The sequence below is a fragment of the Streptomyces sp. NPDC107521 genome (assembly GCF_055598485.1).
Genome location: NZ_JBVKAT010000017.1, coordinates 61,584 through 76,245, shown reverse-complemented (window position 1 = coordinate 76,245; position 14,662 = coordinate 61,584). Strand labels below are relative to the sequence as shown.

At 73.5% G+C, this 14,662-nt stretch carries 6 protein-coding genes; 1 reads left to right on the top strand and 5 read right to left on the bottom strand.

Annotated elements, in window-relative coordinates; all coding sequences use genetic code 11:
- Positions 1 to 904: 904 nt before the first annotated feature.
- A complete protein-coding gene (gene acnA, locus ACZ7LB_RS23695; RefSeq protein ID WP_471471038.1) occupies positions 905 to 3,619 on the bottom strand; it encodes an aconitate hydratase AcnA in 2,715 nt (904 codons plus the stop codon).
- A gap of 766 nt (positions 3,620 to 4,385) precedes the next feature.
- On the opposite strand from acnA, the gene ACZ7LB_RS23690 reads away from it, so the two are divergent.
- The gene (locus tag ACZ7LB_RS23690; protein WP_471470909.1) at positions 4,386 to 5,915 is read left to right on the top strand and encodes a helix-turn-helix domain-containing protein; all 1,530 of its coding nucleotides are present in this window, start codon (positions 4,386 to 4,388) and stop codon (positions 5,913 to 5,915) included.
- Between the two features lie 222 nt (positions 5,916 to 6,137).
- Here the strand turns inward: ACZ7LB_RS23690 and ACZ7LB_RS23685 are convergent, their stop codons facing one another.
- Genes ACZ7LB_RS23685 through ACZ7LB_RS23670 form a run of 4 tightly spaced genes read right to left on the bottom strand, consistent with a single transcriptional unit; the run spans position 6,138 to position 14,594 of the window.
- Entirely contained in the window at positions 6,138 to 7,490 is a 1,353-nt protein-coding gene (locus ACZ7LB_RS23685; RefSeq protein WP_471470907.1) for a TIGR02679 family protein, read from the bottom strand.
- A complete protein-coding gene (locus tag ACZ7LB_RS23680; RefSeq protein ID WP_471470906.1) occupies positions 7,487 to 11,713 on the bottom strand; it encodes a TIGR02680 family protein in 4,227 nt (1,408 codons plus the stop codon). The genes ACZ7LB_RS23685 and ACZ7LB_RS23680 overlap by 4 nt, the downstream gene beginning before the upstream one ends.
- A gap of 8 nt (positions 11,714 to 11,721) precedes the next feature.
- Positions 11,722 to 12,984: a TIGR02678 family protein gene (locus tag ACZ7LB_RS23675; RefSeq protein ID WP_471470904.1), complete on the bottom strand. Its 1,263-nt coding sequence runs from the start codon at positions 12,982 to 12,984 to the stop codon at positions 11,722 to 11,724.
- Positions 12,981 to 14,594 (bottom strand): TIGR02677 family protein, encoded by a 1,614-nt coding sequence (locus ACZ7LB_RS23670; RefSeq protein WP_471470902.1) that lies wholly within the window; start codon positions 14,592 to 14,594, stop codon positions 12,981 to 12,983. Before ACZ7LB_RS23670 ends, ACZ7LB_RS23675 begins: the two co-directional genes overlap by 4 nt.
- Positions 14,595 to 14,662: the final 68 nt, after the last annotated feature.

Sequence of the window (14,662 nt, the reverse complement as noted above, 5' to 3'; positions counted from 1 at the left end):
CGGCCGGACCTCAGAGGCAGCGCGAGGGCGTCCCGCCCCCGCCCGGCTCATAGACGACCCATCAGGGGTGGGCCACGGCCGACGGGCAGCTCATTCAGCCAAGACACCAGTTCGGCCAAAGTCTCTTGAGATGGGAAAGGCAACGGCCACTCACGTGGACGGGCAGACGGCCTCCTGGGCGGGACCGGTCCGCAGCGTTCCCACGCGGGGCGTGACCCGGATACCGAGGCAGCCAGGGCCTGGCGGTCGATCAGCGGCCCCTCACCGGGGAAGCAGCAGGGAAGGCGTGGCCGGGTCGGCCGGTCCCCTGAGATCGAAGGCACGCCGTCCGCCCCCGCCGGTCACGGAACCGCCGCAGAACACCGAACCCGGCCCTCGAGAACTCCAGAGGTCGCGGAACGTGGTGGAACTGCGACGTTCGGTATGCGTGAGGGCGGTGGTGCCCAACAGGTCCGCAGTGGCGCCCGGTCACCTTCCGCCTCGCCCGCCAGCGCATCAGCGTCCTGTTCGCCATGCTCCGCGACGGCACCTTCTACGAACCCCGCACACCCGCGGACGTCGCACTCGCCGCATAACCCCAGCAACACCGAACCACCCCAAACCCGACAGGGGTGCCTTGACGAACGACATGGAGGCCCCCCCGGTCAAGCCCTCAGGGGCCCCGGAGGCGCCGTCCCGCCCCGCCACTCCCCCGCGCCCCGGGCCCCGCCTCTCTCCGTGCACGTACGCCCCGTACGGCCCCGTGGGGCCCCGCCACGGGCGCGGAGGGGCCCGTACGTCCCGCGGAGGGGCCCCGCAGGTCCGGCACACAGGGTCGGAGGCCGCGGTCCGGCCGTCCGGGGACGACGGAGGGCCGCACCCCCGCCGTGCGGGGATGCGGCCCTCAACCGCCGTGCCGTACCGCCTACTTGCGGATCAGGCTGCGCAGCACGTACTGCAGGATGCCGCCGTTGCGGTAGTAGTCGGCCTCACCGGGGGTGTCGATGCGGACGACCGCGTCGAACTCGACACCGCTGTCGGTGGTGACCTTGACCGTGCGCGGGGTCGTGCCGTCGTTCAGCTCGGTGACGCCGCTGACGGAGAAGGACTCCTCGCCGGTCAGGCCGAGGCTCTCCGCGGTCTGGCCCTCGGGGAACTGGAGCGGGAGGACGCCCATACCGATGAGGTTGGAGCGGTGGATGCGCTCGTAGGACTCGGCGACGACGGCCTTGACGCCGAGCAGCGCGGTGCCCTTGGCCGCCCAGTCGCGGGACGAGCCGGAGCCGTACTCCTTGCCGGCCAGGACGACCAGCGGGGTGCCCTGCGCGATGTAGTTGCGGGAGGCGTCGTAGATGAACGACACCGGGCCGCCGTCGCGGGTGAAGTCGCGGGTGTAGCCGCCCTCGGTGCCCGGCGCGATCTGGTTGCGCAGGCGGATGTTGGCGAACGTGCCGCGGATCATGACCTCGTGGTTGCCGCGGCGCGAGCCGTAGCTGTTGAAGTCGCGGCGCTCGATGCCGTGCTCCGTGAGGTACTGGCCGGCCGGGGTGTCGGCCTTGATGGCACCCGCCGGGGAGATGTGGTCGGTGGTGACCGAGTCGCCCAGCTTGGCGAGCACCCGGGCGCCGGAGATGTCCTCGACCGGGGCCGGCTCCATGCCCATGCCCTCGAAGTACGGGGGCTTGCGCACGTAGGTGGACTCGGCGTCCCAGTCGAAGGTGTCGCCGGTGGGGATGGGCAGCGCCTGCCACTGGGCGTCGCCCGCGAAGACGTCGCTGTAGGACTTGGTGAACATGTCCTCGCCGATGGCGTTGGCGACGACGTCGTTGACCTCGGCCTCGGAGGGCCAGATGTCCTTCAGGTAGACCGGGTTGCCGTCCTGGTCCGCGCCCAGGGCGTCCCTGGTGACGTCCACCTTCATGGAGCCGGCCAGCGCGTAGGCGACGACCAGCGGCGGGGACGCCAGGTAGTTCATCTTGACGTCGGGGTTGATGCGGCCCTCGAAGTTCCGGTTGCCGGAGAGGACCGACGCCACGGCCAGGTCGTGCTCGTTGACGGCCTTGGAGACCTCGTCCGGCAGCGGGCCGGAGTTGCCGATGCAGGTGGTGCAGCCGTAACCGACCAGGTTGAAGCCGACCTTGTCGAGGTACGGGGTGAGGCCCGACTTCTCGAAGTAGTCGGTGACGACCTTGGAGCCCGGGGCGAGGGTGGTCTTGACCCACGGCTTGCGGGTCAGGCCCTTCTCGACCGCCTTCTTGGCCACCAGGGCGGCGGCGACCATGACGTACGGGTTGGAGGTGTTGGTGCAGGAGGTGATGGCCGCGACCGTCACCGCACCGTGGTCCAGCTCGTAGGTGGTGCCGTCGGGGGCGGTGACGGGGACCGGGTTGCTCGGGGCGCCGTTGGAGACGGCCGGGGAGTCGGAGGCCGGGAAGGACTCCTTGCCCGCCTCGTCCACCACGTCCACGTAGTTGAGGACGTCCGACGCGAACTGCTGCGCGGCGTTGGCGAGGACGATGCGGTCCTGCGGGCGCTTCGGGCCGGCGATGGAGGGCACGACCGTGGCGAGGTCGAGCTCCAGCTTCTCGGAGAAGTCCGGCTCGGCCTTCGGGTCCAGCCAGAGGCCCTGCTCCTTGGCGTACGCCTCGACGAGGGCGACCTGCTGGCCGCTGCGGCCGGTCAGGCGCAGGTAGTTCAGCGTCTCGTCGTCGATCGGGAAGATCGCGGCGGTGGAGCCGAACTCGGGCGACATGTTGCCGATGGTGGCGCGGTTGGCCAGGCTGGTCGCGGCCACGCCCTCGCCGTAGAACTCGACGAACTTGCCGACGACACCGTGCTTGCGCAGCATCTCGGTGATGGTGAGCACGAGGTCGGTGGCGGTGGTGCCGGGGGTCAGCTCACCGGTCAGCTTGAAGCCCACGACGCGCGGGATCAGCATGGAGACCGGCTGGCCGAGCATCGCGGCCTCGGCCTCGATGCCGCCGACGCCCCAGCCCAGCACGCCCAGGCCGTTGACCATGGTGGTGTGCGAGTCGGTGCCGACCAGGGTGTCGGGGTAGGCCTTGCCGTCGCGGACCATGACGACGCGGGCCAGGTGCTCGATGTTCACCTGGTGGACGATGCCGGTGCCCGGCGGGACGACCTTGAACTCGTCGAACGCGGTCTGGCCCCAGCGCAGGAACTGGTAGCGCTCGCGGTTGCGGCCGTACTCCAGGTCGACGTTCTGCTTGAAGGCGTCGTTGGTGCCGAACTTGTCGGCGATGACGGAGTGGTCGATGACCAGTTCGGCCGGGGCCAGCGGGTTGATCTTCGCGGCGTCGCCGCCGAGGTCCTTCACGGCCTCGCGCATGGTGGCGAGGTCCACGACGCAGGGCACGCCGGTGAAGTCCTGCATGATCACGCGGGCCGGCGTGAACTGGATCTCCTGCGACGGCTGGGCCTGCGAGTCCCAGCCGCCGAGGGCACGGATGTGGTCGGCGGTGATGTTCGCGCCGTCCTCGGTGCGGAGCAGGTTCTCCAGCAGCACCTTCAGGCTGTAGGGAAGGCGCGCGGAGCCCTCGACCTTGTCCAGCCGGAAGATCTCGTACGACTCGTCGCCCACCTGCAGCGTGCTGCGGGCGTCGAAGCTGTTCGCCGACACGACAGTCTCCTTCATTGATGTGCGCGTACCACCGCATCCTGCCGCCACACCGGCCCGACCGATCCGCTAAGGTAAGGCTAAGTTAGGTAACCCTCACTGGGTGGCGACCGCGGTGCGCCTGGCAGATATCTCGATGTCGAGATAACTGTAATACATGCGGGCCGACAGGTCATGTCCGGACCACTTCGTGGATACCGCGCGCCGCCGGGCGCCCGCATCCGGAAGGAGCGAACGGCCGCCGGGCCGCGCCCGGAAGGGGCGGCGGAGGGCGCGCGGGGCACGGAAGCCCCGCCCGCCCGGAACCGCCCGGAGCCCGGGTCCCCGAAACCGCGCGTCCCTCACCGGGACGGAGGGATCGGCCGCCGTCGCGAGGGGACCGGCCGCCGCCGCAAGGGGGCCGACGGTCATCGCGGCGGGACCGGCCGCCGTCACAGGGGGTCGACCGCCGTCGCGGCGGAGGCGGTCGTCATTTCGGCGGACCGGGGTACTCGTCAGGCGCGACCGGAACCGCCCCCGGGGCGACAAACCGTGCCGCGCCGGACAATCGGGGCCCGACGCCCCGCCGTACCGGGAAGCCGAATGGACGAGCCCGGGGATCCGGGCCACCGGGAGGAAGCGTGCCGACACGACACGGACGGGGCGCGGACCCGAGGCGCGCGCTCCGCGGGCCGGGCACGGACCCGGCCCGGGCGCCCTTCTGGCGGCGCATCACCCGAACGGACCCCCCTGGCGAGCGCCATCTCATATCTGAGATAGCCTCAACCTCATGGCAGACGACTACCTCGTACGCATCGGCAAGCTCATCCGTGATGCGCGGCAGCACCGCGGCTGGACGCAGTCCCAGCTCGCGGAGGCGCTCGGTACCAGCCAGAGCGCGGTCAACCGCATCGAACGCGGCAACCAGAACATCAGCCTTGAGATGATCGCGCGGATCGGTGAGGCGCTGGACAGCGAGATCGTCTCCCTGGGCTATGCCGGCCCGATGCATCTGCGGGTGGTCGGCGGCCGTCGCCTCTCCGGGGCGATCGACGTCAAGACCAGCAAGAACGCGTGCGTCGCCCTGCTCTGCGCCTCCCTGCTCAACAAGGGGCGGACGGTGCTGCGGCGGGTCGCCCGCATCGAGGAGGTCTACCGCCTGCTGGAGGTCCTCAACTCCATCGGCGTCCGCACCCGCTGGATCAACGACGGCGTCGACCTGGAACTCGTGCCGCCGGCCGAGCTGGACATGGAGTCCATCGACGCCGAGGCGGCGGTGCGCACCCGCTCCATCATCATGTTCCTGGGCCCGCTGCTGCACCGGATGGACCGCTTCATGCTCCCGTACGCGGGCGGCTGCGACCTGGGCACCCGGACCATCGAGCCGCACATGATCGCGCTGCGCCGGTTCGGCCTGGAGGTGGCGGCGACCGAGGGCCAGTACCACGCGGCCGTCGACCGCTCGGCCCGCCCGGACCGCCCGATCGTCCTCACCGAGCGCGGGGACACGGTCACCGAGAACGCGCTGCTGGCGGCGGCCCGCCACGAGGGCGTCACCGTCATCCGCAACGCGTCCTCCAACTACATGGTCCAGGACCTCTGCTTCTTCCTGGAGGCCCTGGGTGTCGAGGTCGAGGGCATCGGCACCACGACCCTGACGGTGCACGGCGTACCGGTCATCGACGTCGACGTGGACTACTCCCCCTCCGAGGACCCGGTCGAGGCGATGAGCCTGCTGGCCGCGGCGGTGGTGACGGAGTCGGAGCTGACGGTGCGCCGGGTGCCGATCGAGTTCCTGGAGATCGAGCTGGCGGTCCTGGAGGAGATGGGCCTCGACCACGACCGCACCCCGGAGTACGTCGCCGACAACGGCCGCACCCGGCTGGTGGACCTCACCGTCCGGCCCTCCAAGCTGGAGGCGCCCATCGACAAGATCCACCCGATGCCGTTCCCCGGCCTGAACATCGACAACGTCCCGTTCTTCGCGGCCATCGCGGCCTCCGCGCAGGGCCAGACCCTCATCCACGACTGGGTCTACGACAACCGCGCGATCTACCTGACCGACCTCAACCGCCTGGGCGGGCGCCTCCAGTTGCTGGACCCGCACCGCGTCCTGGTCGAGGGCCCCACCCGCTGGCGCGCGGCCGAGATGATGTGCCCCCCGGCGCTGCGCCCCGCCGTGGTCGTCCTCCTGGCGATGATGGCCGCCGAGGGCACGTCGGTGCTCCGCAACGTGTATGTCATCAACCGCGGCTACGAGGACCTGGCGGAGCGGCTGAACTCGATCGGGGCGCAGATCGAGACGTTCCGGGACATCTGACGGCTCTCCGGGAAACCGTCACCGCACCCCTCCCGAGTCGCGCGAATGCGAGACGGGAGGGGGGTGGGCAGGCGTCGCTCGGACTTCTCCGGGACTTCCGGGTCGGGTGTGAAGACCCTGGAGCCCACGCACTCCACACGACGCGTGGTCGGAAGAGCGCAGGTCGAGGGAGTGCGCCGGTACTCGTAGGGCTTCGCGCCCGTCGCGGCCCCGGGACACGCCTCAGCGGGGCTCCGTGCCGAGGTCCGTGAGCAGGTCGTTCAGCACCGTCTCCTCCTCGACCCGGACACCGCACTCGGCGAGCGCGACGGCCAGGGCCGGGTCCCAGGGGGTCGCGGCGGGCGGGCCCGTCAACGCCGGGGCCTCGGCCGCCGCGGTCACCGCCGCTCGGTAGTCCGCCGCCGTGTAGCGCCACGGCCGCCAAGGGACGCTTCGCGCCAGTGCTGTGGCGATCCGCACCCCGCCCCAGTCGAAGTCGCCGTGATAGAGAAGGCGGGCTCCCCGCGACGACTGGTCGCGCAGCAAGGCGAGCGCGGCAGCCGACGGCTGCCCCTGAAGGCACACCAGGGGAGGGCACGCCCGGCCGAGGGCGTCGGCGGCGGCGGACAGCACCGCGGGGTTCTCGCAGACGTGAACGGTTCCCGTCGGGGGAACGGAGGCGACCGGTGCGCGGCCGGTGAGGGAGCGGAGGGTCAGCACCGCCGGCTCCCCGGCGTCGGCCAGCCAGTCGAGGGCCGGGGTACCGCGCAGGTTGAGGGTGAGGACGGTCGATGACAGGTCGTCCTTGAGCAGGCCTGCCGAGGCCCACGCCTCCCGCCGCCACTGCGCCCCGGAGCCGTCGGGGAAGCCGGTGAGGCACCGGATGCCGGACAGGACGAGAGTGGCGAGCGGCGTCCCCTCGTCCAGGGCGTGGGCGCCCGAGAGGCTCCGCGCCGCGAACGTCGCCCGCGACGTCGGCGGTGACACGGGCAGTGCGCGCAACGCGCGCACGGCGGCCTCCACCAAGGGGGCCGCCGCCTCCGGTGTGCGGGCGAGGCGTCGTACGAGACCGTCGCCGCGTATCCGTTCGGTCCAGGGGGCCAGCTCCGCGTCGAGGGTGCCGAGTGGGGCGTACGCCTCCTCCCAGGCCCGTTCCTCCCTCTCCCGTGTCTCGGTGTGGAGTACGACCGGCCCGGCGAGGGCGACGACGGCCACCGTCAGTCCGCCGGGGCTGACACCGGAGCGGCGGAGGATCTCGTCCACGGTGTCGAGGCGAATGCCGAGGGAGCCGCGGGCTCGTGGTGCCCGTCCCAGGAGACGTTCGGCGGCACGGCGTTGGGGTTCCTCGGGGTCGGACAGGGTGACGGAGCCCGTGAGTGGCCGGCCGCGTGCCATCCGTTGCCGCACACGGTCCACGAACCAGCTGAGGCCGGGATCGCCGAGCAGGCGCCCGAGGCGCTCGGTGTCGACGTCGGGACCGGCTGCCGCCGGTGCGGGCCTTGTCGGCACCGCGTCCGCGGTGGCGTCCGGCGGCGTCGTGCGTCCGGGCGCCGCCCGGCCTCCGTCGTGGCCGGGCGGGGTCGTCGCACGGTTCACGTCCACAGGGCCTCCTGTCCGCCGGCACTGTCGACCACGGCGGTCCGCCCGGGCTCACGGGACGGGCTCACAGGTCCCTCGGGCCACTCGCCGGAGTCTCCGGCAGCGGCGGCGAACGCGTCCGCCCGGTCACCGGGCTCCGTGCCGCGCCGCCGTTCGCTGCCGTCCCATTCCCACCGGGTCACCAGTACGGCGTCGATGTCGTCGACGCGGGAGAGCTGGGCGATGGCGATGCCCGGCACCTGGGGGTAGCAGGCCCATTCGCGCTCGCTGGTCATGACGACGTCGAGGTCGAAGGCGCGCAGCAGACCGAGGCACTTGGCGCGTGAGTCGTCGTCGACGCCGGCGAAGGCTTCGTCCAGGGTGACCAGGCGCGGGGCGTGCGCGCCGCCCGCGCTCGCGTAGTGCGAGGACGCGGCGGCGAACAGGGGCACGGACGCGGCCAGCACCCGCTCCCCTCCCGAGGCGGGGCCGGCGGCCGGCACCCACTTGCCGTGCTGGTGGCGTTCGACGCCGAACTCGTGCCAGGACCGGTAGTCGAGGGCCGCGGTGAGGTCCTCCAGCCAGCTGCCGGCGCTGTTGTCGGCCTGCCGGTGGGCGATCTGCTCCTGGAGGAACGCGCCGACCGCGGCCCGGTCCTCGGGCGACCACGCGTCGGCCGACTGACGCAGCCGTTCGCGGGCCTGGGCCAGTCCCTGCGGAGCCCGGCGGGACGCCCTCCACACCAGCCGCAGCTTCATGCCCGTGGAGGTCGGGCGCTCCTCCAGTTCCCCGTTCATGGCGGCCACCTGCCGTTCGGCCGCCCCGATCAGTTCCTGGAGCGTCCCGGCGACCTCGGTGATCAGATGGGTCTGGAGGATCTCGCGCTCGCGTACGGACAGGATGCGGGTCAGTTCCGCGACCTCCACGGCCAGCGCCTCCGCGAGTTCGGGCACGGCACGTTCCCGGCCCTGGTAGACGATGTCGACCCGCATGCCGTCCTCGCTCGGGCGGGCGGTGGCGGTGTGGCCGTGCCGCGACAGCCCGTCCTGAAGCCTGCCGAACTCCTCGCTCAGCCGCTTCTGCACGCGCTCCCAGGCCGCGTCGGTGTCGTCGACCGCGGAGAGCCGGGACTCCATCGCCCGCGCGAGGGCGACGGCGGGGGTCGCCGCCCATGTCCCTCCGCCGCCGTCCGGTACATCGATGTCGGGCAGCGCGACGGCGAGCAGTCCCGTCGCGGCGAACCGCTGGAGCGCCGCGACCGCTTCCTCCCGCGCGGCGGTCGCCTCGGTGACGTCCTCGGTGAGCCGCTCGATGCGTCCCCCGGCGTGGCTGGCCCGGCGGTCGGCGTCACCGTACTCCGCCCGCGCCCGCCGTTGCTCGCTCTCGCAGGCACGGGCCGCCTCGGCGGTCTCCTCCAGTTTCCTCTGCAACCCGGCGACGGCCGCGCCGACGGTGGAGCGGAGTGTCGTGAGGTGTTCGTCCGCCGCCGCGGCCGACCGGGCCGCCGCCGTGGCGCGCTCCGCGAGACCGGACACGTGGAGTCCGGTCCGGCCGGCCTCCTCCCGCTCACCGGTCACCGCGTGCTCGGCCTCCGCGCGCTCGCGCAGTGCCGGCCACAGGGCCGCCAGGAGCGTGGTGTGGTCGGTGAGCGCCCGGCGCACGGCGCTCAGTGCCGTGTGGTCGGCGGGGAGGTTCAGGGCCGCCGCGGTGTCGGTGAGTTCGGCCGCCGCACGACCGGCCCCCTCCGCCGCCGGAGCCAGGTCAGCGGCACGTTCGTCCCGCCGGGCCCGGGCCCGGCGGACCGCTTCGGCCGCGGCGGTGACCCGTGCGTGGGCGCGCCGCAGGTCGTCGTCGCCGGGCAGTGCGGCGAGTTCGGCGTCCAGCGTGGCACGGCGCCCAGCCACGGCGCGGGACTCCTCGGCCAGTCGTTCCCGCTCCGCCGTCAGGCCGTCGATCTCGGCGCGCAGTTCCCCGACGCGGACACGGCGTGCCTGCTCCCGCGCGCCTTCCCCCACGTACTGGGCACTGTCCTTGGCCCAGCTTCCGGTGAGCGCCCCGACCCGGAAGCGCCCGTCCCGGCAGACCCAGGTGCCGAAGCCGCCGGCCGCCGAGGAGGCATCACCGGACCCGTCGCCCGCGGCCAGTCCGACCGAGGCGAGCAGGCGGGCGACCGCCTCCTCCCCCACGGCGGCGGCCGCCGCGTCCGCGGGGTCGACCGCCGGGCACAGCGCGCGGTCGAGTCCGGGCCCGCCGGGCAGCCCGACCGGGTCGAGCAGCACGTCGTGTCCGTCCGCCGCGACCGCGGAGCCGTCCGGCCGTACCCAGGCGTCGAGGAGCCCCGACGCCTGCAGCGCGGCTTCCAGTCCCGCGCGGTCGGCCGCGGTGACGTGCGGGTGGAAGTCGACGAGCCTCCACAGCGGTGCGCCGGGGCCCCGGTCCCGTACGCCGGGTGTGCGCGTGGGGGGAGCCGCGGGACCGCGCTCCCCGCCTGATTCGAGGGCGGTCAGTTCCTCCCCCGCCAGCCGCTGCCGCTGCGCCGTCGCCGCCTCGCGGTGGGCCAGTCCGGCCGCCCGGTCGGCCAGGCCGGAGGCGGCGGCGCGATGCGCCTCGCTCGCCGCCGTACGGGCCGGCATCGGGCCGTCCAGAGAGCCCGACCAGTCCTGTACGGCGTCCAGGACCCCGGGCAGCCCGGGCACCCGCAGTTCCGCACACCCGGAGAGTCGCTCCCGCACGGCCGTGACCAGCGCCCGCCGCTCCCCGGCGACGTCCTCCTCCGCCTCGGCCAGTCGCTCCTCCCCGTGCACGACCTCCTCATCGGCCTCGTCGACGCGCAGCCGGGCGGCACGGTGCCGCTCCTCGGCCTGCTCGGCCCGTGTGACGAGTTCCGCCACGTGCTCGACGGCGCGCTGCCTCCTCGCGGTCGCCGCGTCCGCCTCCCGGCGCAGAACCGCGTCGAGGGCTCCCTCCGTCCTGGGGAGTTCGAGACCGGCGGCCACCGCGCTCTCGGCCGTCCGGTCCTGGATCCCGTCCAACGCCTCCCCGGCTGCCGTGAGCCGGTTGTCCGCGGTGGCGAGCCGGCCCAGGGCCCGGGTGTGCGCCTCGTCCGCCGTACGCCGGTCCGCCTCGGCCCGCTCCAGGTCTCCCGCCGTGCGGGAGGCGTCGTCCGCCGCCCGGTCGAGCGCACGGGCGTCGCGCATCTCGGGCCGGGAGCGCAGCGTGGCGTCCTGGGCGGCCAGCCGTGCGGCCCGCTCGTCGAGGACGACGCCCCTCGCCGCGGCCTCGTCGCGTTCCGTCGAGGCCCGGTCCCGGTCCGCCTGTGTCCTGGCGAGCTCCCGTTGCAGGTTCTCGTACCGGGCGTGTTCGCGGCGGGGCAGGCGGGCGCGGCGCCGGGAGGCGAGGCGGGCGTAGCGGCGGTAGTGGTCGAGGAACGCCGTGGACGCCTGTTCGGCCTCGCGGGCCGCCCGCAGTTCCTCCTTCTCCTCGTCCAGCGACCGGAAGGCCTCCGCCGCGTCGGCGACGACCGCCTGGTCCATCGGCGGGAGCGCCTCGGTCAGTGCCCGGGAGAGGGCGGCCTCGCTGGGGCGCTTGGACAGCTGGGGCTGACGCAGCTGGATCAGGAGGTCGACGAGGGCGCCGTAGCGCCGCTCCCCCAGTCCGAAGAGCGCCTCGTCGACGGCCCTGCGGTAGGCCTTCGCCGTGTCGTACACCATGCCGTGGGAGCCGACCGCCTCGGCCAGCCGGTCCCGGGACAGGGCCGTCCCGGTCGCGTCCAGCAGGTCGAGGCCGGCGCCGACCCGCTGGCCGGTGACCGCGAACCAGTGGCGGGCGATACCGCGTCCGGCGGCCGCCTTGAGTCCGCACAGCAGGGTGCGGAAGTGCGCCTCACCCGTACCGCCGTCGAGTCGTCCGAACTCGATCCAGGTGTATCCGAGCCGTTCGGGGTGCGGATGCGCGCCGCCCAGGAGGAGGTTCCACTCCATGCGCTTGCCGGGGTCGCCGTCGGGCTCGACGCGGCGCGCGGAGAGGTCGCCGTCCAGGAGGAACGGGAGGGTGAGGGCGAGCACCTTCGACTTGCCGGTGCCGTTGTTGCCGCGCAGCAGCAGCCGGCCGTCGCGGAACCAGAACTCCTCGATGTCGTAGTGGAAGAGATCGACGAGTCCGATGCGCAGGGGCCGCCACCGGCCGGGCGCGGGAGCGGGCAGGGCGGGGCCGGGCGAATCGGGTCCGGAGAGCGCGGTCACGGGGCGGTTCACCTTTCGTCCTGCACGGGGTGCGCGGGATGCGCGGGTTGTTCCGTCGCGGCGGAGCGGCGGGTCCGTCCGGGTTGCGTGACCACGGGTTCGCCGACCGCGTACCGCGCGAGGGCCGGCCTCGGTACGACGCCCCTTTCGGTGCGCTCGGCGAGTCCCAGCGCCACCAGCCTGGCCAGCGCCTGCTCGACCAGTTCGGGCTCCGCTCCCGGCTCCCTCGCCGACTTGGACCAGAAACCGCCGTGCTCCACGGCCAGTTCGCGTACCCGGACCGCCAGTTCCACCGCGTCGACGGGCCCGTCCGCGCGGGCCAGGTGCTGCGCCAGCAGCAGGGTGATGTGACCGTGGGTGCCCTGCTCCGGCATGCGCGCGTCCGTGAGGTCGTCCAGCGGGTCGACCATGGCGATGCCCTCGGCCCGGGTCTCCGGGACGAGTCCCGTCAGCTCGTTGATGCGGGCGGTGATGAATCCGCGCTGCCGGGTGAGGTAGGCCAGCTCGTCGTCGGTCAGGTCGTCGTAGTACAGCACCGGGTCGTCCAGCAGGATGCGGGTCAGTTTCCAGCGGACCGCGCGGAACCTGAGCTCGTCGCTGTCGAGCACGGTCGGCGCGGTCATCTCCGCCAGGCGCTCCTCGAAGCCCTCGGCCTCGACCAGGGAGGGACCCCGCAGGGACGCGGGCATCCCGGCCAGCACGCGCCGCCGCACGTCGTACAGCACGTCGCCCGATCCGCTGACGTAGGCGTCCTCGTCGCCGGCGACCCGCCGCAGCGCGCCGAGCCGCAGCAGCAGGCGGACGACGGCCGCGAGGTCGAGGCGCTCGTCGCGCCGCTCCAGGGTGAACGTGATCCCGGCCGCGACGAGCGCGGGATCGGCGGCGGCCAGGACTACCTGTTCGGCGAGGCGGCCGAGCGCCACCTGCGACTCGCCCCGTTCCAGCGCGGCCAGGGCCAGGCAGAGCAGGACGTAGCGGCGGCGGGTGAAGGGCAGGGCGCTGCGGGCGGCCTCGCGCGCCGGGTGGGTGGCGTCGGTGAGGGTGCCCGGTGTCTTGCGCAGCCGTGCGGCGTCGGCGTCGGTGCGCAGCGCCCAGCCGACATTGCGTTCGAACCACTCCCGCAGCTCGGCGGTGTGCCGGCGCACCAGCTTGAACTCGTCCGCGTACGGCCCGTCGGCCGTGAGCAGCGGCTGCTTCAGGAGGGCGCGCGCGGCCTTCCGAAGGTCGGCCTGCCGCTGGCCGTCGAGGACCTCGGCGAGGGGGCCGCTCATCGGTCCTCCAGGAGTCGGGGAGCGGTGTCCCCTCGCGGGGCGGGAAGGGGTACGGGTGCCGTCGGCGGTGCGGCGGCAGGGTCGCCCCGCCCCGCCGTGAGGTCGACGATGTCGATCAGGTGGTCGGGGCCGCTGAACACCCCGTCGGGAGTGCACACCTCGGCCGTCGATCCGTCGCCGGGGGCGGTCAGCCGGATCTCCATCGAACCGTCCCCGCTGGTGGCGACGGTGGCGACGGTGCCCGGCCGCCAGGTGGCGAGCGCGTCGCCGAGCAGCCGCAGGAACAACTGGAAGGCGTGCGGGTCGAGTCCGCCGAGCCGGGACAGCCGCACGGGTCCGTCCGTCACGAGACGGTCCCGCGCCCGCCTGGTCTCCTCCGTCTGCCGGGCGGCGATCTCGGCGAGCCGGCGCTTCGCCTCCCCCCGGTCGGCCACCCGGCGCGGCCTGCCGCGCCTCTCGTAGCTGCCGGTGCGGCGCAGTTGCGGGCTGATCCTCAGTGGTCGCGCCTCGCTCCACGGGGTGGAGGCCGGCTCGGGCTCGGCCGTCCGTTCGTCGAGGGTCTCGGCGTCGACGGTGAGGTGCCGGGAGGAGTACAGCCCGAACGCCACGCGCCACAGCCGGTGCCGCGCCGCGTCGTCCGGGGCCTGGGCGAACCAGCGCGCGAGGGTGCGGAAGTCGGCCGAGCGGTCCGAGCGTCCGGCCCGCCGTTCGTTGAGCTGCCGTACGACGGTCAGAAGCTGCGGGATCGAGCCGAGTGCCCGCCCACGCAGCAGTCGGGCCTGCGACTCCCTCCCCTCCCCCGACACGAACCACTCGGCGAGCCCGGACCACCGGGCGGCCCACCGCTCGTGCGCCACCGCCTCCGCCCGCTCGGCGTCCTCGGGAGCGGCGTCGGCGGCCTCGCGGGCAGCGGCGATCCGCAGCAGCGGACCGACCCGCTCCTGCTCCTCCAGCTCCCCGATGAGCAGGGCGATCCGCCCGCCGAGGGTGATGAGGTCCTGGATGAACCGCTCCAGGTACTGGATCAACCGGTCCTTGTAGGCGAGGAACGCCTCCACCTCGATGTCGTGCAGGTCGATGGTGCGCTGGAGCGAGCCCATGAAGGCGCGGGCGTTGTCGGCGAGATCGGTGAACCGCGCCGTCAGCACGGACAGGGCGAGGTGTGTCTTGGCCGGGTCGGGCCCGTCCTCCGCGGCGATCACCAGGAGCGCCCGCAGCTGCGTGACGATGTCGTGCAGCGCGACCGCCTGGAGTTCGCCGCGCCGCCCCAGCACCTCGTCGTACGTCCCCAGCGCGGCCTCGGCCGCCTCACCGGCCCGGGTGAGCTGGTAGATGAACCGCCTGCGGTAGAAGTCCTCCACCGCCGTGACCCGCGCGTGATCGGGGTCGGCCCGCAGGTTGCCCCACTCCACGAGCTTGTCCAGCGCCTGCGCCACCGCGTCCGGGTCGGCGGGCCGGCTCCCGGCGTCCAGGGCGGCGTGCACGTCCTCCGGTCGCAGATGCACCGCGAACCGCTCCTTGGCGGCGAGGAACGCGCGCATGACCCGGCGGTAGAGGGGGGCGTTGGGGGCGGTGAGGTGGGCGAACGGAGAGTAGTCGCTGGAGGTCATCCCGCCGCATTCTTCCACCAGGGCCCCTGGCCCACACGGGAGTCGGGAACACTCGCTCCGCCCGGACC